The sequence below is a fragment of the Candidatus Mancarchaeum acidiphilum genome (genome assembly GCF_002214165.1).
GTDB lineage: Archaea > Micrarchaeota > Micrarchaeia > Micrarchaeales > Micrarchaeaceae > Mancarchaeum > Mancarchaeum acidiphilum.
In genome coordinates, this window is sequence record NZ_CP019964.1 from 1 (window position 1) to 17,841 (window position 17,841).

The 17,841-nt window shown below is 38.6% G+C and carries 19 protein-coding genes and 2 tRNA genes; 17 read left to right on the top strand and 4 right to left on the bottom strand.

The features are described 5' to 3' along the window. The first annotated feature begins 73 nt into the window (after positions 1 to 73). The 4 genes from Mia14_RS00005 (at position 74) to Mia14_RS00020 (ending at position 5,278) form a co-directional block, all read left to right on the top strand. Entirely contained in the window at positions 74 to 2,821 is a 2,748-nt protein-coding gene (locus Mia14_RS00005) for a DEAD/DEAH box helicase (RefSeq protein WP_088819519.1), read from the top strand. A gap of 10 nt (positions 2,822 to 2,831) precedes the next feature. After that, positions 2,832 to 3,593, top strand: a complete 762-nt coding sequence (dph5, locus tag Mia14_RS00010) for a diphthine synthase (protein WP_088819520.1) — start codon at positions 2,832 to 2,834, stop codon at positions 3,591 to 3,593. 4 nt (positions 3,594 to 3,597) lie between these two features. Further along, positions 3,598 to 4,770, top strand: a complete 1,173-nt coding sequence (gene endA, locus Mia14_RS00015) for a tRNA-intron lyase (protein ID WP_088819521.1) — start codon at positions 3,598 to 3,600, stop codon at positions 4,768 to 4,770. Positions 4,771 to 4,831: 61 nt separating this feature from the next. Continuing rightward, positions 4,832 to 5,278 carry a hypothetical protein gene (locus Mia14_RS00020; protein ID WP_088819522.1) on the top strand — a complete coding sequence of 149 codons (447 nt, stop codon included), beginning with the start codon at positions 4,832 to 4,834 and terminating at the stop codon, positions 5,276 to 5,278. A gap of 54 nt (positions 5,279 to 5,332) precedes the next feature. Here the strand turns inward: Mia14_RS00020 and Mia14_RS00025 are convergent, their stop codons facing one another. Further along, positions 5,333 to 6,904: an oligosaccharide flippase family protein gene (locus Mia14_RS00025; protein WP_088819523.1), complete on the bottom strand. Its 1,572-nt coding sequence runs from the start codon at positions 6,902 to 6,904 to the stop codon at positions 5,333 to 5,335. Positions 6,905 to 7,089: 185 nt separating this feature from the next. Here Mia14_RS00025 and Mia14_RS00030 point away from each other — a divergent pair, with 185 nt between their 5' ends. After that, positions 7,090 to 9,369, top strand: coding sequence for a glycosyltransferase family protein (locus tag Mia14_RS00030; protein ID WP_088819524.1), 2,280 nt, complete (start codon positions 7,090 to 7,092; stop codon positions 9,367 to 9,369). On the opposite strand, the gene Mia14_RS00035 is transcribed toward Mia14_RS00030, so the two are convergent. After that, complete coding sequence (locus Mia14_RS00035; protein ID WP_088819525.1) at positions 9,370 to 9,852, bottom strand: hypothetical protein; 483 nt, start codon at positions 9,850 to 9,852, stop codon at positions 9,370 to 9,372. Between the two features lie 169 nt (positions 9,853 to 10,021). Here Mia14_RS00035 and Mia14_RS00040 point away from each other — a divergent pair, with 169 nt between their 5' ends. The 12 genes from Mia14_RS00040 (at position 10,022) to rpsB (ending at position 16,048) form a co-directional block, all read left to right on the top strand. After that, a complete protein-coding gene (locus Mia14_RS00040) occupies positions 10,022 to 10,396 on the top strand; it encodes a hypothetical protein (protein ID WP_088819526.1) in 375 nt (124 codons plus the stop codon). 222 nt (positions 10,397 to 10,618) lie between these two features. Beyond that, positions 10,619 to 11,038 (top strand): zinc ribbon domain-containing protein, encoded by a 420-nt coding sequence (locus Mia14_RS00045; RefSeq protein ID WP_157891402.1) that lies wholly within the window; start codon positions 10,619 to 10,621, stop codon positions 11,036 to 11,038. A 146-nt stretch (positions 11,039 to 11,184) separates the two neighbouring features. After that, positions 11,185 to 11,610 (top strand): vitamin K epoxide reductase family protein, encoded by a 426-nt coding sequence (locus Mia14_RS00050; RefSeq protein WP_157891403.1) that lies wholly within the window; start codon positions 11,185 to 11,187, stop codon positions 11,608 to 11,610. Continuing rightward, positions 11,607 to 12,743, top strand: coding sequence for an HD domain-containing protein (locus Mia14_RS00055; protein WP_088819529.1), 1,137 nt, complete (start codon positions 11,607 to 11,609; stop codon positions 12,741 to 12,743). Before Mia14_RS00050 ends, Mia14_RS00055 begins: the two co-directional genes overlap by 4 nt. A 116-nt stretch (positions 12,744 to 12,859) precedes the next feature. Continuing rightward, a tRNA-Lys gene (locus Mia14_RS00060) sits at positions 12,860 to 12,947 on the top strand. A 214-nt stretch (positions 12,948 to 13,161) separates the two neighbouring features. Beyond that, entirely contained in the window at positions 13,162 to 13,728 is a 567-nt protein-coding gene (locus Mia14_RS00065) for a DNA-directed RNA polymerase subunit D (RefSeq protein ID WP_088819530.1), read from the top strand. Between the two features lie 4 nt (positions 13,729 to 13,732). Then, a tRNA-Leu gene (locus Mia14_RS00070) sits at positions 13,733 to 13,830 on the top strand. Positions 13,831 to 13,847: 17 nt separating this feature from the next. After that, positions 13,848 to 14,189: a 50S ribosomal protein L18e gene (locus Mia14_RS00075; protein WP_088819531.1), complete on the top strand. Its 342-nt coding sequence runs from the start codon at positions 13,848 to 13,850 to the stop codon at positions 14,187 to 14,189. Between the two features lie 13 nt (positions 14,190 to 14,202). Next, the gene (locus Mia14_RS00080; RefSeq protein WP_088819532.1) at positions 14,203 to 14,640 is read left to right on the top strand and encodes a 50S ribosomal protein L13; all 438 of its coding nucleotides are present in this window, start codon (positions 14,203 to 14,205) and stop codon (positions 14,638 to 14,640) included. 5 nt (positions 14,641 to 14,645) lie between these two features. Continuing rightward, on the top strand, positions 14,646 to 15,119 hold the full coding sequence (rpsI, locus tag Mia14_RS00085) for a 30S ribosomal protein S9 (RefSeq protein ID WP_088819533.1): 474 nt from the start codon (positions 14,646 to 14,648) through the stop codon (positions 15,117 to 15,119). A gap of 56 nt (positions 15,120 to 15,175) precedes the next feature. Next, complete coding sequence (locus Mia14_RS00090) at positions 15,176 to 15,376, top strand: DNA-directed RNA polymerase subunit N (protein WP_088819534.1); 201 nt, start codon at positions 15,176 to 15,178, stop codon at positions 15,374 to 15,376. Between the two features lie 18 nt (positions 15,377 to 15,394). Continuing rightward, positions 15,395 to 16,048, top strand: coding sequence for a 30S ribosomal protein S2 (gene rpsB, locus Mia14_RS00095; protein ID WP_088819535.1), 654 nt, complete (start codon positions 15,395 to 15,397; stop codon positions 16,046 to 16,048). 6 nt (positions 16,049 to 16,054) lie between these two features. Here rpsB and Mia14_RS00100 read toward each other — a convergent pair whose 3' ends face one another. Further along, a complete protein-coding gene (locus tag Mia14_RS00100) occupies positions 16,055 to 16,501 on the bottom strand; it encodes a hypothetical protein (protein ID WP_088819536.1) in 447 nt (148 codons plus the stop codon). Positions 16,502 to 16,516: 15 nt separating this feature from the next. Beyond that, positions 16,517 to 17,611: an OBG GTPase family GTP-binding protein gene (locus Mia14_RS00105; RefSeq protein WP_124216856.1), complete on the bottom strand. Its 1,095-nt coding sequence runs from the start codon at positions 17,609 to 17,611 to the stop codon at positions 16,517 to 16,519. Positions 17,612 to 17,841 lie beyond the last annotated feature (230 nt).

A 17,841-nucleotide genomic window follows, 5' to 3' on the forward strand; every position in this document is an offset into this window, starting at 1 on the left:
TGAAAAGAAACATACATTAGAAATATTTAAACATTTCTAAATAAACATATTGAAAGCAACTGCATTGGTGTACATGTCTATTTATGAAAATTTTATATCCAAATACCAGAAATTCACGCCTATACAGGAAAAGGCAATACCAATAATAGCCGGAGGCAGCAACTGTTTGGTAATCGCTCCAACAGGTTCAGGGAAGACCGAAGCGGCGGTGCTTCCAATTATAGATAGGGCATCGAAGATAAATGGTGAAGGGATAAAAATACTCTATATAACCCCGCTTAGGGCTCTTAACAGGGATATGTTAGGCAGGCTTCGATGGATGGCAGATTTGGCAGGGTTGACAATAGGAGTAAGGCATGGAGATACAAGCAACTCTGAGAGGTCGAAGCAGGTGCGTAGTGCCCCAGATATAATTGTTACAACTCCCGAATCACTGCAGAGCATGCTGCCCACAAAGGGCATGGGAGTAAAGCTTGCCAATGTAAAATTTGTGATTATAGACGAGATACACGAATTCTATTTCAATAAAAGAGGTGCACAGCTATCTTTAGGGCTTGAGAGGCTTGAAGAGAAAGCACCAAATTTTCAAAGAGTCGGGTTAAGTGCAACGGTAAAAAATCCTGATTTGGTCAAAGGGTACCTGGCAGGCCTTAGAGAATGCAAAATAGCACAGATATCTGAAGGTAAAAATTTTTCCATATCAATAAAGATGCCGGAAAAACCAAAAGGCAACATGAGCCAGATAATCGACAAGTTTGGTTTGGATGAACCTTCCGCTGCCCGGCTAGAGTGCATCGCTGATGAGATAGAAGAATCCTCATCCACACTGATATTCGCAAACACAAGGCAGATTGTTGAGGCATTGGGCAGCAAGCTTCTTTACCTTGATAAAATACACCCTTTCGGTGGCATAGGTGTTCACCATGGATCATTGGAAAAGGACGAGAGAATTGAAATAGAAAACAGTTTCAGGGACAATAAAATAAAAAGCATAATAGCTACAAGCTCTCTTGAACTAGGAATAGATATAGGAAGCATAAACAAGGTAATACAGTATGGTTCTCCAAGACAATCCCTAAGATTAGCACAAAGAATAGGAAGGAGCGGACATTCAATATCCAAAACTTCGGATGGTACAATAATATCCACAGGAATTGTCGATACTCTAGAATCAGTGGCAGTGATAGACAATCTAAAGGCAAAGGAGCTTGAGAGCTTCGAAGTGCAGAAAAATGCTTTAGACGTGCTCGCAAACCAAGTATGTGGGATAATATTAGATAAGAATTCGTGCTCAATTGATGAAATTTACACTATAGTGCGCAGGTCCTATAATTACTTAACTATGGAGAAGCCCGCGCTGGAAAACAACCTCAGATTTATGGACAGCCTCAAGCTTATAGGGTTTGATGGAAAGACCGCGGTGGCTACGAGCAGGACAAGAATGTATTATTACGATCATTTAAGTGTGATACCCGATTCGCACAGGTACAGGGTTCGCAATATAGCAAACAACAAAATAATATCAACATTGGATGAAGAGTTTGTATCGAACAATATAGATGAGAATTCTATATTTATAACAAAAGGTCTCCCCTGGCGCGTCATAAGCATAGACAAGGACACGATAGTTGTCGAACCGTCATCAAATCTTGATGCAGCTATACCTGATTGGAGTGGGGAAGACATACCTGTAAGCTATTCCGTGGCATCACGCATGCGCGATATAATAGGAAGAAATGAATTAGGCAACTACATAGACAAGTCCTTATACGGAAAAGCTGAAAAATTCATAGAGGACCAAGCAGAGCACTGGAAGCCATCAAGTGACAAAGTAATGGTAGAGATGTACGATAACTACACTATCCTATATACGTGGCTTGGGACTCTTGCAAACGATGCCCTCTCAAGGCTGATAGCAAAGTACCTGACAATGAATGCAGGCCATAGCATTAACATCAAATCCTCCCCCTACCTAATCTTTTTTGATGTATCTGATGAAATTGCAATAAAAAGCATGCTTCTCGGAATTGATCCTGTGAGTGTATACCAAAAGCTCAAGGAATCTATAACAGAGACAGATTTCTTCAGGTACAAATTTACAAGGGTAGCAAAGATATTTGGCATAATAGACAGAGACGCAGTAATGAGCAAGAGCCTTACAAAACACATAATATCGACTTTGATAGGCTCTCCCGTTTATGAAGAAACACTAAGGGAAATAATAGAGAATTATTTTGATATTAAAAACTTGATAGGATTTTTCAAGAGAGTACACAGCAGAAATGCGGAAGTGGTATTCAAAAATATTAAAAAGCAATCGCCACTTACGAAAGCAATCCTAAAGTCCGCATACTATAACAAGGAGCTTATAATGCCGCTCATGCCAAATGACGAATTGGTGAATTCCTTTTCAAAATATACATTGGACAAGAAAGCCAATCTAATATGCACTTATTGCGGATTTGAATTCAAAAGAAATCTTTCGGAGATAATAGATGAAGGCAGGATACTCTGTCCAACTTGCCAAAGCCCTATGGTAACAATAAATACAAATGGTTATATAAATGTAATAAAGAAAATCAAAGAGAAGAAAGAGTTGACTGAAACGGATAAAAGGGTTCGTATGAGTATGATGGCAGATGCAGATTTGGTCTATTCGTATGGAGGCAGGGCTGTGGCAGCACTTTCAACATATGGGGTAGGGCACAGGACTGCTGCCAGGGCGTTGCTTATGCAAAGGACCAGCAAAGAAAAATTCTTCGTCGATCTGATAGAAGCACAAAAACAGTTTATAAAGAACAAGAAATATTGGTCCGTATAATGGTGGTTTCATGCTGTATCTTATAGGAGTAGGTTTATCAAATTATGATGTTACAATGGAGGGCTTGGAAGCCTGCCGGAGGTGCAAACAATTATATGCAGAAGCCTACACAAGCAACTTAACGGAAGAGAAACTAAAGGACTTATCAAAGATATTGGAAAAGGAAATAGATCAATTGGGCCGCACAGATCTTGAAGAAAACGCCAAAATACTGATAAACCAAGCAGCTAAAGAAGATATAGGGCTTCTGATCAATGGAGATCCCCTTATAGCAACAACCCATAAAACATTATTGATGGAAGCATCAGCTTCTGGTGTCGGCACGAAGGTAATACATTCAACTTCAATACTATCAGTTTCAATGGGTGAGAGCGGTCTTGATTTTTACAGGATAGGGCCAGTTTGTACGATAGCAAATTGGTCCGAGCACTATCATCCAATCTCATTTTACGAGACAATAAAAGGCAATATGGATCACAATCTACATTCTATAATGCTGCTTGACTATGATTACGAAAGGCAGAGCACAATGCCTATAGAGAAAGTTGCATTCATACTCAGTGAGGCGGAGGAACATTACAAGAAAAAGATAATATCTGAGGATACCAAATTTTTGGTACTGAACAATATAGGGACAGAAAATGGAAAGATTAAGCTGTATACATTCGCCAAATTAAAAACCGCAAAAATCAAGGGGATGAATACTATTATACTCCTTGCCAAACTGTCAAATCTTGAAGAAGAATGGATAAGTAAAATAGAGAAGGCATGATTAAATGGCCCTGATGCTTAGGTACGATTCAAAGAACCATTCTGCATATTCAACTGACCAGTCGACAATAGACATATTAAGGAATGGGTTTATAGGAGATTTTAAAAATGGCAGGTTAAGTTTAATACCGGAGGAAGCCCTTTACCTAATGGATGTCAGGAATAGCGAGTGCGTAACCGCCAAAGGGAAGTATATAGATTTTGTGCAATTAGCCCACAAGAACAGAAAATCAAAGAAATTCATGGCACGCTATTTTACATATAAAGACTGGAGAGATAGAGGTCTTATTATAGTTCCCCCATGGCGCATAACTCAGCTGCCCGAGGAAAAAAGGCCAATAAGCGTTAAGACATATCCCGCGGAAAAATTAAAGCTTAAGAAGTTCATGGCATCAGGCATATTTTTCCCCTATGATATGGTAACTATAATAAAGGACGAATCAATAGGGAAGTACCTTTATGACACTCAATGGTTTGGCCAATATGGGACTTACAAACTAGCCGACCATGGGTCATTGAACAAACTGGATATATACGAAACCCTTTTCCTGATGGACTCAAAACGCCTTTCTGTGGAGGGCTACAGCAGGTCGGATATAATAAAAGCAGGAGTGAGCATGAGGGACGATTTCCGCAAGCTATACTCAGTTTATAAGGATTGGAGGAAAAGGGGCTACGTAGTGAAAACAGGATTCAAGTTCGGTACACATTTCAGGATTTACTTCCCCGGAGCAAATCCAACCAACCAGAATTCCGAATGGGTACATTCAAGGCACGTCTTACACGTCTTTCCAAGAAACAGCAAACTTCTAATATCAGAATGGGCAAGAGCCATAAGGGTCGCCCATTCCGTAAGGAAAACCTTCATACTTGCAATTCCAGGCAAAAGCCGTGCAAAGAAGCTTGACATAGATTTTATACTTTATCACAGGGAGAAGGGAAAGATTGAAGACCCTAAAACAGTATACCCTAAATACAGCATGCTTTCGCTAAGTGAAAACGAATATATTGGAGGCAGTGAGTTATCCGCTATAATAAGCAAGTCACAATCAATTAATCTAGAACTTATAATTGCAATCATGGATAGGGAAACAGCAGTGACTTATTACAAGGTACGGAAAATAAACCTTCCTATGAGCAGATACGAGTACTACGAGATAGACTGGATGCAGCCATGACCATTGGCTAAATTGCAGGAAAAGCTTAAATATAATACCAGCAAAAGCAAAATGTGTCGATATGGTAACTTTAATAAAGAACGTTAAGGTTTTGGAAGATAAGGATATGAGATCTGAAATAAAATTCAGCAAAGTTCTAGTTATAAGAGACAATGAGGTAAAGGAATACTATGTAGGTTTTGAAAACCTTACGTATTCAAAGCTTTTTGGTGACAGGAACCTTTACAGTGAATCTTTGGTGTTCCTTACACCAAATGAAAAAATAGATGGCAAGGTTTTTACAGCAAAGGTAATGGACAAGGAAAATTCAAGCAAATATGAATTTTTGATGACTGCCTCTTATGTGCTTAATGATCGCCAAAAAGAAAGTGAAAAGCAGGCAAGGATATACGAGATGCTTAGGGGTGACGATAGCATAGGAATTTCCAAGGAAACTGCCAAAATGATGGATGCTTATGAAAATTCTGTAGTGCTATTGAAAGAGAGCCTTTTCAGAAGCGCTAGATAGCTAATCTAAAATGCCCTACTGCGGAGATAAACATTAGGGAAAATCAAAAATAATCTACTTGCGTTTAATAATTGATTCGTTGTAAAGTATTATCAGGGACATAAACTGCCGTACAACCGGAATATCCTTGGTGAACTTTTTAATGTTCTCTAAATCCTGGTCCTCAGCCCCTCTGAAAACGGTTATAAATAGAGGGTAAACAAAGGCAATTATTACTATACCTGCGATTACCCTGAACAAGGAACCAAACTGCAAAAATTGAAGTACTGCGAATGCCATGCCTGCGGATACCAGTGCAGATATTACGACTCTTGAAATCTTCCAAATATTTATATTGAATTTTATATAGCGATGCGCACTTCTTAAGAATAAGAAATTATTTACAACAGGAGCCACCAAGAATAGAAGTATAATCAGGCCCTCGCCTCCGAGCTTATATATTGCAAATGGCATAATGGCTATCTCTATTATTGATATTATAATATTGTTCTTCATTATCTGTTTTACCTTGTTTATGCTCATCAGCATAGTGCTTGCGAGAGAGGCGGAAAAGTTTATCAATACTCCTATGCTTATCAAAGAAATGTAAAGAGGGGCAACCTTATAAGTGAATCCAAAAAGCAGGTTTACCAAAGGTGTAGAAAACAATGCCATATAAAATATTACTGGGGAAATGAAGACTACTGCGATAAATAAGGAATAGCTATACATCACCCCCAATCTCGATTTATTCTTCTTTGTGCTTGAAGCAATAGCAAATGCGGACAGCAGGGATAACGATATAGAGCCAAGTATAATATCAAATATATAATTTATTTTGGAGGCAATCCCAAAATTACCCAACACTATTGTGGTGGTCAATATCCCCAATACAACAGTCGACAAGTTGCCCGCCAAAGTATTAAATATATTTGACACTGCTATCGGCAATGAGAAGTGGAATATCTGCCGCAAGTCAGCCTTGGATGGTATTACCAGTTTGTATACCATTTTGAGTTTAAGGAAAAAGATTGTTACAAAGAATGAGGACAGGTATCCGGCAATCAACCCAATTATAGGGCCTAAAACTCCAAAACCTAAAACTATCAACCCCACGCTCAGAACACCTTGAACCAAAGCCTCCGTAAGGACAGAGATTGCTGCCTCCCTCCTATCCCCAATACCTATAAGTATTGGATACGATGCACCAAACAGCATAGAAGCCAGTATGGCAATAGCTATGAATTTTACAATGTAATTGTATTCTGCTGTATGCAATGCATAATATGATATAGGCCCACTGAATATAAAAGTCAATAATGAGAGTGCAATTCCAACCGAAATGAGTATTAGAAATCCGCTGGATAATATTGCACTTACCTTTTCCGGATTTCTCTTATACTGAGATATGAATTTGTTAAATGCACTGCCTATTCCGAAATTCCCAATTGCATCGAACAGTCCGATTATTGCTGTAGCAAGCACATATATTCCATATACGCTTGACCCAAGCATCCTAGATATAAATATAAATGACACTCCCAGTACTGCTACTGAAAGCACTTTGCTCAGCATTATTATACTTGCCATCCCTGCAGCACTGCTGCCAAGATCCGCGGCGGACATATCGCTTGATTCACTACTCATCAAGGCACCATTCTATATTTGCATTGAATAAATTTTATCAAATACAATTTAATATAATTACATAAGCATTATTAGCTTAGCAATAGAAAATAAAATAGAAATTACAAAAAATCATTACTTAAACCTGGCACCTTTATAAATTTTTTCCATTGAATACTATTGCTATTACTTACAGGTGTAATATTTTGAGCATAAAACTAAACGATATATACAGTAAAGTCAAATCTCCTGCGGGGATTGCTACGTTCATATACTTCATAGTGACGTTGATAATATTTTATCCGTTCATCCTGCACCCTTCTACTTTATCCGCAGGGACGGGAGGGGATGCATACCAGAACCTGTGGGATTTCTGGCATATCGGCTATTCGATAGCGAATTTAAAATCAATATACTACACAAAGATGCTGTTCTATCCAATAGGGTCAGATTTGATAACGCAGACAATGTCACCTTTTATGGGGCTTATAACATTGCCATTCCAGGCGTTTGGGTTAATATTCTCTTACACATCTGGTCTTATAATAGGATTTACGTTTACCGGGCTTGCAATGTTCCTGCTTGCGGATTATTTGGTTAAAAACAAATATGCGGCTTTCTTTGCAGGTTTAGTTTATGCATTCAGCGCATTCCACTTTGCACAGGGATTAATGCACATTGACTATGTCAATTTAGGGTTTATACCCTTGACTCTATATTTCTTGTTCAGGCTGATGGACAAACCCTCTTACAAGGAAGGCATATACCTATCAATAGCATTTGCGCTATTACTATTTACGGAATTTATAGAGCAGGTAATAATGGTAGTATTGGCTGCGCTAATCATCCTAATATGGTATGGGATCTCTAAATCAAAAAGGAAAATAATTGTAAATAAAAGATTTTTTTATTCAATTATCTTAGCCGTAGTAATATTCCTCCTTATAACTTCATTCTTTATAGTGCCTATGGTGCAGTTCCTTACTTCCAAAAGCGGCGCAAGCACCTATAGCCTTGACAATATACCTCACAATGTCATATGGAGCGACAACATATTGGAATTTTTTGTACCAAGCTACTATAATGGATTATTCAATAGATCTGGAAGCTTTTACAGTGCACTATATTACTTTGATCCATCTGAACACACCGCTTATATAGGATATACCGTGATTATACTTTCACTGTTTGCGATTTACAAGTACAGGAAAAATATGGGATTGTGGATTTTAATAGCATTCTTATTCGGCTGGCTGGCTCTCGGACCATATATACAAATAGGTACAGCCGTAACAAGCTCTTCGTTCCCAGTCCCTGGATTGACTACGGTGCCAGGTTTGTTCCTTATATACCACCAAATTCCATTGCTTAAGGTTATAAGGGAGCCTGACAGATTTTTTGCAATATTCAGCGTAGCGATAGCGATAATGGCAGCATTTGGCATTAAGGCAATGTCGGAAACAAAGTTCTTTGAGGGCAAGAACAGCAAGATAGTAGCAATAGCAATAATCTCAATATTGTTCTTAATCGGAAGCGTAGGCCTGCCAATTACTTCAAATTACATAAATGTGATATCAACACATGTAAGCCCCAACAAGTTTTACAGGAGCTTGAGCAATAGCACCAAAAACTTTTCAATACTCATACTTCCTGCACTGTCAAATTCTTACTCGGCGTCTCCTGCAGAATACCCAGGGCTAGCAACATACCAGTCGGCATTGGCAGACAAACCTCTTATAGGTGGATATGTAACAAGAAGCAATACCTCAGAAAATGAAACCTTGGAAGTCATACCATTAATAAGCGAAGCTCAAACATTGGAGGAAAATGGAACTTTTGATTACCAATCCCCAATAGTGGAAAATTACACAAACCAAACTCTACTGACGCTTTATAATTACCAAACCGCAATCGTGACTGTAAATAAAGGAGCCTACAACCTGAGTACCTTGGGATACTTAGAGGATTACCTATACAAAACATTCGGAAGCAAATCTATAGTATACAATAGCAATAGCACAATAGCGTTCTATACACTGCCAGCACTATACCAATCAGTTTACAGAAGCTATGTATCATACCCAATATCAAAATATTGGGAGGGGGAATCAATAAAGGTAGACAACCAAACCAAGCAGGTGTGGATCCCCCTAAGCAAAGGCGAATTGGTCGTATACGCTCCATATATAAACATAACAACTGTAAATGGGAGCATATATGGGCACAACACCAACATCAATAGCACAGTCAGTATAAATGCAGAATCTTTGGTGAACTCAACTGTTCCGTTGCAGATTAGCATCGAAGGCGGAAATGGGGATGTGATATATAAAGGATCCTTGAACATTACCGCAGGCTTAAACACCTATAACATTACAGTGCCATTGGTTTCAGGACCCTATGGAAATTATTTTGAGATAACCGAATACGGCGATAATGGAAAGCCCACTATAGGGATATCCGGTATAAGTATAAAACACGGATAATTACGTAGCTTCCAGTTTGTTTTTAGCTATATTAGATAGGGCAGGCAGATCCTCTGCATTTATATTTCTATTTTTCAATTCTTCCCTGCATTCGATAAGTCCCTCCCGTTCCATAGTATCCAATGTATCTAAGCTGTTGGAAAATATTAAGAACTCGCCTTTTTTGTCTGCCCCCAATTTTGATATTGCTTCTGTTATGCTTTTTGCCCCTGATAAATATATAAGCATCTCCAGCGGTATTGAACTTGACCTGTTTGTTTTGTTCTTGAACGATAGGCACGCATTTATGTATGCGAACACAAGCTCTGGATAATCATCCGATAAATAAGGCTTCAATAAAAGCACAAATTCATATTTCTTCGCATTCTGTTTATTGAATCGGTCCGCTTGATCAAATATTATTTCGAAACTTGATTTACGCTTGTAAAGTCTAAATGCAAAGCTATGCTTCAATAACGAATTTATAAAATCCACATCTTCCATATGCATCCCTTAAATATCAGGTATAAGGACAACGAATGCTTATATAATTTGGTTTTGTGTAGTTGCCTATTTCAAAGCACTATGAGATTTATTGCAAAAATCCACTCAAAAGTAAAAATTGCATTGAATAAAAATAAAAACGTATGCTGTAATAGTTTCTTGTGATAACATGGAAACAAAAGATAAAAAGGAATTTTATGAGCCAAAATCAAATTTTGTGAAAATGGTAATCAAGGAATCAAGTTTAAGCAACAACAGCGACCGGAAAAAAGCAGAAGACCTGCTTTTGCTCGAACGTTTTGTAAGCGAAGGCCCCAATAGTTTTCAATCAGCCCTTTATAAGAAGGCTCTAGAGAACAGCTATTCTAATGAATACAATGAGATACTCAAAGAACTGAAGCCCGAAGAGTACAAAAGGATCCAAGAAGAGAAAGCAATGCAGAGAATTGAGAACGAAGAATCCAAAAAGGCATACCAAAAAGAGAAATCAGAAAAGGAAAAGAGATATAAGGAATGGTGGCTTAGGCAGGGAGGCAATGAATGAAAGCTTCTCAAAACAAGTTACATATTTCAGTCCTTGTCCTGCTTTTATACATCTCGCAGGCAGGCGATTTAAACTAATCCGCTGCCTGTAACAAGCTCTGCAATTAAGGGATGCGATTTCAGTACACTTATCAAATTTGGCGTAAAACCCACACGCTTCAGCGGTGGGATATAAGCTACCACAACATGTATAAATACAGATAATAAAATATACATGTTTTGTATGAAAACTGCATACGAATATCGTGCATATCCTTCAAAGGAACAGAAGAGAACTCTGAATAGACAGATGTATCTTTCAAAGGAACTCTACAATCTGCTTCTTGAAAAGTTGCAATACAAGGCTGAAAGCGCCGGTTGCGTGGCAATGAAAGTAGATCCTCAATACACATCAATGACATGCAGCAAATGTGGCAATGTGCAAAGCATGTCAATATCCCAAAGGATATTCGTCTGCGAAAAGTGCGGGATGTCAATGGACAGGGATGTGAATGCGGCACGGAATATACTCAAAAGGGCTTTGGACTACATCATTCCAACTACCGAAGGGCATTCGGGAAGTCAAGCCTGCAGAGACGACATAAGAACTTCCGCGGGGGAGGCAGTTGCCTATGAAGCAGGAACTATATGGGTGGCATCATGACGACAAATCATAACCACCCTGGAAACCCACACTGTTTACAGGTGGGAGGATGTCACATAACTACCATAAAAATAATAATAGGTCTTGGTTAAAATCAATACTCTTAAACCGTTAGCCAAAGTTAAAAAATTTAAAAAATGGTCTATATGGAATTGCGCCAATTAAAATACATACTTATAATTCTATTGATAGTGGGGATAGTTGACGAGATATATGAATCATATATATACTTCAGCCCCAAATCTTTGGTATGCCCAGATACGGGGATAATAAACTGTGGAGTGGTATTGTCAAGTTCGTATGCGACAGTAATAGGCATACCACTTGCGATTCTTGGACTTACTTGGGTAATTGTAGCTTTAGTGATAACATTATACACTAAGCTTCAGCGTACTTTTGTGCCATACCTATGGATAGCGTTCGGTGCGTTAGGTGTCGCATACTCTATCATAGCACAGTCATTGATTGGAAAAATATGCATATATTGCACGTTGCTAGATACAATCATAATATTGAGCGTAGCAATACTATATTACATTTTGAGAAACCAGAGTGCAACAAGTGGTAAATGATGAATATAAGAGATTCTGTTTTTAAGGATATTGAGATATCGGAGTTGGAAGAGAAAATAATAGATGATCCTAATTTCCAGAGGCTCAGATACGTCAAGCAAGGAGGATTTAGTTCACTCGTGTTTCCCAGCGCAAGCGGAAGCAGGTTTGAGCACTCTATAGGGACTATGAAGATAACAAAAGATATATCAAAGAGTGTATTCGGGGAAGAGGATGAAGAGCTATCCTTATGCGGAATGCTGCACGACATAGGCCATGCGCCATTTTCTCACCAATCCGAACCCATTGCAAAGAAATACCTTGGCAAAAGCCATGAAGATCTCGGATATGAAATAATAAAGAAAAGCAGCATATCAGACATAATATCGGATTCGACAGTTTCCCTTAATAAGGTGCTGGAGTATTTCTCAGGCAAAGGTAAAGGCAAGCTGGTTACAGGCCCACTAGGTTCTGACAGGATAGACTACCTGCTGCATGATTCATATAATACCGGGGTTGCATTGGGTATAATCGATTACAGCAGGCTTGAGCACAACATGGCTTACGTTGATGGAAAACCGGCAATCTACAGGAATGGCATAGTAAATGCCGAATCATTTTTCATAACAAGATACTTCATGTACGAATCCGTATACATGCATCATACAATTTCAATAGTTGAATCAATGTTCCTAAAAGCGGCCGATTCCGCCGTGGAAGATGGGTACATCAAAGCAGAAGAATTTGTAAAGATGAGGGATTTTGAAGCACTATATAAATTAAGCCAGTACAAAGGATCTGATTTGATAGACAGGATTTTAAGGAGGGATGTTTTCAAAAGGGCATTTTATGAAGATATAGGCCAGGCAAAGTTTGATGAAAGCCAATTATCCAAATTAAACGAGTACCTTGAATCAAACGGGATTCCATACAATAGCTATATATCCAAGCTTATAAGCTTCAGCGGTGCCGATGATGACATAATAATAGTCGGTAAGGGGAATGAAAAGATAGGAAAGTTAAGCGAATATTCCTATATATTCAATACCCTAAGCAAGCTATTAAGAGAAAGGAAAATCCTTCTTGTGGCAAGCGATAAAAACTATAAAGAGAAGATAGCAAAGTTGGTAAAAGAGTTCATAAATTCAGAATAAGCAATCGCTTATCAATCAAAGTGCTCAAAAAACCATCTAAATTTACTATTTAGTTTTTATAAGTTTGTGCATAAATAGTTAATATATTGCCCTATCCTACTTTAACGAGTTTTATTGGGCTCATAGCTCAGCTTGGTAGAGCGGCTGACTCTTAATCAGTAGGTCGGGGGTCCAAAATAACCTATGGAAATCCCCCTGAGCCCGTTTTCATTATTCAAGGATACTGTAGCAGGGCAATATACAGGAAACAATTAATTGATTACTATTCAAAATTGAATAAGCAATAGCAACTATTATATAATACAAAAGATACATGAATAAATAGCAATAGATATTTAAAATTTGATTATCAATAAAATACTTAGATTTAGTTGGGTTTTTCTGTTTATTGGAAAGATTAAATGCAAGAAGTGAATAAATGGATATAGATATCTCTCAAAATAATAATAAAGTATTCGAGTTTACTCTGGCTGGTGTTTCAAATGCCTTTGCAAATGCCATCAGAAGGGTAGCGATGAATGGCGTTAAATCATTTGCAATAGACAAAGTCACATTCTACGAAAATTCAAGCGCAATGTTTGATGAATATATCGCCCACAGAATAGGATTGGTACCTATAACCACTCCAAGCGGCTATAAGGATACAGACGAAGTGATGTTCACATTAGAAGCTGAAGGGCCCCTAACCGTTTACTCAAATGACCTTAAGACAACAGAACCCGACGTTAAAGTTGCTATAGAGAATATACCAATTATGAAATTGGCGGAGAAGCAAAGGCTGAGGATTGATGGAAAAGCGGTACTAGGTTCTGCCGTAAAACATGCAAAGTTCCAGCCAGGCCTAGTAACGTATGAGCAGATGAATGACAATTCATTTAAATTTTATATCGAATCTTTCGGACAGATGCTACCAAAAGATATAATAATAAGAGCATTAGACATATTAGAAGATGAGATAAAAAGCATTTCCAAGATCTCTAAATGAACTCGCAGGGGTGGCAGAGCTTGGTCAAATGCGCAGGACTAAGGATCAATTTTAGAAATCCTGTGTCTTAGGACTACGTGAGTTCAAATCTCACCCCCTGCATTTATTAAGGTGAAAGAATGAAAATTAATGTTGAAAGAGACGACATAAAAGAATGGTTAACAAGCACAAAAGGCGAAAAAGACCATAAGGAGCTTTGGGAGAAGATAAACAAGATGGTTAGTGTAACTAAAAGGAAAAGAGTAACCGTGAATCTATACAAGCTTAATAGATACACCAAGGAAGGCGACAACATAATCGTGCCTGGAAAAGTATTGTCTTTTGGAAAAATAGACCACAAGGTAAACATAACCGCAATTGACTTTTCTGACAAGGCTAAGGAACAGCTACAGAAAGCAGGGTCAAAAATTTATGATCTTAACGAATTTAAAAAATTTAAAAATATAATCATTATAAGATAAAAAGGTAATCAAGATGGAGGGTTATAAAGTTATAGATGCCACTGGTCTTATACTAGGGCGCATGGCAGGAACTGTAGCTAAGCAGCTTCTAAAAGGCGACAATGTAATAGTAGTAAATGCCGAAAAGGCAATTATAAGCGGGCACAAGAACGATATAGTAGAAAAATACCGTACAAGATTAAATCTTCAAGAGAAAGGCAATCCAGAGCACTCTCCTTATTGGTCTAGAAGATCCGATCTTCTAGTAAAGAGGGTTGTAAGAGGTATGCTTCCTTATAGCAGGGCAACAGGAAGGAAGGTTTACAAGAATCTTAAAGTTTACATGGGCCTGCCGGAAGAGTTCAAGGGGAATGAGATAGAGAAGATAGCAATGAAAGATCCAAAAAGCCTGTATTCAGGTTATATAACTATAAAAGAGCTATCAGAGCTATTGGGTTATAATAAAGGTTGATAATCATGCCAGAAGCAGTTAAAAAAACGTCAAAGCGCAAATCCTCAAGCGCAAAGAGTTCAAAGAAAGAGGTAAAAGTAGCCATATCAAAGAGCAAAAGGAAAAGAAGCATAGCAAGGGCATCGGTTAAGAATGGCCCAGGAACAATAAGGATTAACGGAAGGCTGATAGACACGATAGAGCCAACTTTTATAAAAGATGAAGTTCTGACTCCTATAAATTTCTCAGATATGACAAAGGACATTTGCAATAAGCTTTCTATAAGCGTGAATGTGCATGGGGGAGGTGTGAGTTCTCAGGCCCAGGCGTGCGCCAGTGCAATAGCAAAGGCGATAGTTGAATATTCTGGAAGTGCCGAAATAAAGAGAGAATACTTAAATTACAACAGGAATTTATTGATAGACGATCCAAGAAGGGTAGAGCCTAAGAAGTTCTTGGGTCCAAAAGCCAGAGCAAGATTCCAGACATCCTATAGATGATTGCCGCTGCAGCTTTATGCTGTGGTGTTCTGGATTTCAAAAGATAAGTGATTACAATGTTGATGCCAATAAGATGCTTTACATGTGGGGCAGTAGTAGCCGACAAATGGGAAGAATATGACAAAAGGGTTAATAAGGAAAACGAAAACCCCGGAAAAGTGCTTGATGAGCTTGGGGTAAAAAGGTACTGCTGCAGGCGTATGTTCTTAAGCAACAACGACCTCCTTGAAGAGTTCATGGAATCAAGCAGAAAATAGATTTAAAATGGTGAATAGATGTCTGAAGAAGAATTTAGTATTGCAAGTCAAAATGATTATTTAGAATCAGGAATCCACATAGCAACAAAAGTCAAGACTCCTGGAACAAAGAAATTCATATATAAGGTAAGAGAAGACGGCCTTTACCTGTTTGACCTTAAAACTATTGATGAGAGGATAAAGGTAGCGGCATCAATGCTGTCTAAATACGATCCAAAGAAAATAGTGGTAACCGCATCAAGGATATATGCGGTTGCAGCTGCCCAGAAGTTTTCCGAAATCATAAATGCGAACTTCATAAAGGGCAGAGTAACCCCAGGAATATTCACTAACCCTTACAGGGATAACTTCATGGAGCCTGCAGTGCTTTTTGCAAGCGACACAAGGAACGAAAAACAGGCAGTGAGGGAGGCAAGCGAAATAGGCGTGCCTATAATAGCACTCTGCGATACAGATAATATGACAAGGGACGTGGACCTTGTAATACCATGCAATAACAGAGGGAGAAAATCACTCGCATTTGTCTACATGCTTCTTGCACGCGAATTCCTGAAGAACAAGGGGATCATAAAGACAAACGAGGAATTCAAGTACACAATAAACGACTTCGAGCTGAAAGTCGAAGCCAACCCCGCTGACAGCGAAATAAACATCAGTTCGGAAAACATCTAATCCTATTTATTCTTCTTCTTTATTATCTCCTATATCTTTTTCATTCTGGCCAGTCCTTCCCCCTCTTTTATCCTGCTTCTCCATTTTCGCTGTAGCGAATTGCTGGAGCAGATCCTCTTCAGAGTTGTCTGACATCCATGCCTTTATGTAAAGTGCTATATTCCTAAATGGTTGGGTGTATCTGTCAGTCAGCTCATAATACGAGCTCTCGTGCTTTACCAATCCAAGCCTTACTGCATACTCCAAGTAACGCTTGGCGGTTGCTATTGGAACTTCCTTTGGCATATCCTTCAATCTTACTTTGCCTCCCTTCTTTATCGCAAGCAGCAGCAATGAAAATCTATATGCCTCTGTCTCATTGTCAAAGAACAATCTAGATATATCACCTATGTGGGGAGATTTTATCTTCTCCTTGAATGGCGCATCTTCAAACTCCCAATATTTTATAGACATAAAATCACCACAAAACTATTTCTCTTTTACGAATGTCACTATATCACCATCCTCAAGCCTGTGCTTTATGCTCACCCTTTGGTTAGGGTATTTAACGCTTGGGCCGGTTATATAAGCGTACTTTATTTCATCGGCAAATTCGCTGTGGAGCATCTTTGCCACATCGTAAGCCGTAGATCCTTTATCGAGTGTGATAGGGGACTTTTCATCAGACATCCTAGGTTTTATATAAATCCTTATCAAATCCAAGGCGCTGTAAAGCTCCCATTTCAAATTGTCCATGCCAATCCTATTCAATGCGCTGACGGTAACGACCTTCATCGGGTATTGGGATTTTATCTCTTTGGCAACCTTCTCATAGTCCTTGACAAGATCAATCTTGTTCAGCACCACAATCGCTTTTAGGTAAGTGGAGCTATGGGACACATAGCCTATAAGTTCATCTTCGCTCAACTCGGAGTAAATCCTTACATCAGCATTGTATATCCCAAATCCATTAAATATCTCTTTTATATGGTCCAACCTCAACGAAGATTTGTTTATAATGGATAGCCCATTGCTCTTGTTCTCTATGATTATGATTTCCGGCTTTTCCTTTATGTATATGTGCAGCGCATTGAGCTCATTTATGAGGTATTTCAATTGGCTGGGCTGCTGTGCATCTACCACAAATGCAACAAGGTCCGCAACATGCATCTGTGCGATTACACTAAGCCCGTTTCCCGCTCCCAAGTGCGCATCGTTTATTATTCCAGGCATGTCGAGTATCTGCAGGTGCGCATCCCTATAATTCAATGTTCCCGGGACGATGCCTATAGTCGTGAAGGCATACTCGGCGGTTTTGGAATTGGACTTCGTAAGGTCATTGAGCAACGAGGATTTTCCAGTGCTTGGGAACCCCATCAAAACTATCGTCGCGTCTCCTGTCTTCTTTACGAAAAAGCCTTTTTCGTGCCTCCTCCTGCTTGCTATGACTATATCCTTCTTTATCGAAGCTATCTTTGCCCTCAGCTTTCCTACATACTTGTTAGTGGCCTTATTGTCCTTTACCTTGGCGTATTCGTCCTTCAGCTCCTCAAGCTTCTCCTCAAGCTTATCCTTCGTCTCCATGCATATCTTTATCCTGTTTTTCAAGCATTATTCAAAATCATTAATTATTAGACGCAAAAATTTATAAGCAAAGACAGCAAATTCATGATGCACTATTTTCGGAGCATCACGATATCAAAATTGAATTTTCAACAGATAAAAATGTTTATTTATCTACAATTATATACATTATGATATCAACTAAAATTTATTAAATTTAAATAGTTTACCTATAAATTCCAAACTGAAAA

Excerpts from the sequence above, each read along its gene's own strand:
- Mia14_RS00005 (WP_088819519.1), top strand. The coding sequence starts at position 74 with ATGTCTATTTATGAAAATTTTATATCCAAATACCAGAAATTCACGCCT.
- dph5 (WP_088819520.1), top strand. The coding sequence starts at position 2,832 with ATGCTGTATCTTATAGGAGTAGGTTTATCAAATTATGATGTTACAATG.
- endA (WP_088819521.1), top strand. The coding sequence starts at position 3,598 with ATGGCCCTGATGCTTAGGTACGATTCAAAGAACCATTCTGCATATTCA.
- Mia14_RS00020 (WP_088819522.1), top strand. The coding sequence starts at position 4,832 with ATGGTAACTTTAATAAAGAACGTTAAGGTTTTGGAAGATAAGGATATG.
- Mia14_RS00025 (WP_088819523.1), bottom strand. The coding sequence starts at position 6,904 with ATGAGTAGTGAATCAAGCGATATGTCCGCCGCGGATCTTGGCAGCAGT.
- Mia14_RS00035 (WP_088819525.1), bottom strand. The coding sequence starts at position 9,852 with ATGGAAGATGTGGATTTTATAAATTCGTTATTGAAGCATAGCTTTGCA.
- Mia14_RS00040 (WP_088819526.1), top strand. The coding sequence starts at position 10,022 with ATGGAAACAAAAGATAAAAAGGAATTTTATGAGCCAAAATCAAATTTT.
- Mia14_RS00045 (WP_157891402.1), top strand. The coding sequence starts at position 10,619 with ATGAAAACTGCATACGAATATCGTGCATATCCTTCAAAGGAACAGAAG.
- Mia14_RS00050 (WP_157891403.1), top strand. The coding sequence starts at position 11,185 with ATGGAATTGCGCCAATTAAAATACATACTTATAATTCTATTGATAGTG.
- Mia14_RS00055 (WP_088819529.1), top strand. The coding sequence starts at position 11,607 with ATGATGAATATAAGAGATTCTGTTTTTAAGGATATTGAGATATCGGAG.
- Mia14_RS00065 (WP_088819530.1), top strand. The coding sequence starts at position 13,162 with ATGGATATAGATATCTCTCAAAATAATAATAAAGTATTCGAGTTTACT.
- Mia14_RS00075 (WP_088819531.1), top strand. The coding sequence starts at position 13,848 with ATGAAAATTAATGTTGAAAGAGACGACATAAAAGAATGGTTAACAAGC.
- Mia14_RS00080 (WP_088819532.1), top strand. The coding sequence starts at position 14,203 with ATGGAGGGTTATAAAGTTATAGATGCCACTGGTCTTATACTAGGGCGC.
- rpsI (WP_088819533.1), top strand. The coding sequence starts at position 14,646 with ATGCCAGAAGCAGTTAAAAAAACGTCAAAGCGCAAATCCTCAAGCGCA.
- Mia14_RS00090 (WP_088819534.1), top strand. The coding sequence starts at position 15,176 with ATGTTGATGCCAATAAGATGCTTTACATGTGGGGCAGTAGTAGCCGAC.
- rpsB (WP_088819535.1), top strand. The coding sequence starts at position 15,395 with ATGTCTGAAGAAGAATTTAGTATTGCAAGTCAAAATGATTATTTAGAA.
- Mia14_RS00100 (WP_088819536.1), bottom strand. The coding sequence starts at position 16,501 with ATGTCTATAAAATATTGGGAGTTTGAAGATGCGCCATTCAAGGAGAAG.
- Mia14_RS00105 (WP_124216856.1), bottom strand. The coding sequence starts at position 17,611 with ATGGAGACGAAGGATAAGCTTGAGGAGAAGCTTGAGGAGCTGAAGGAC.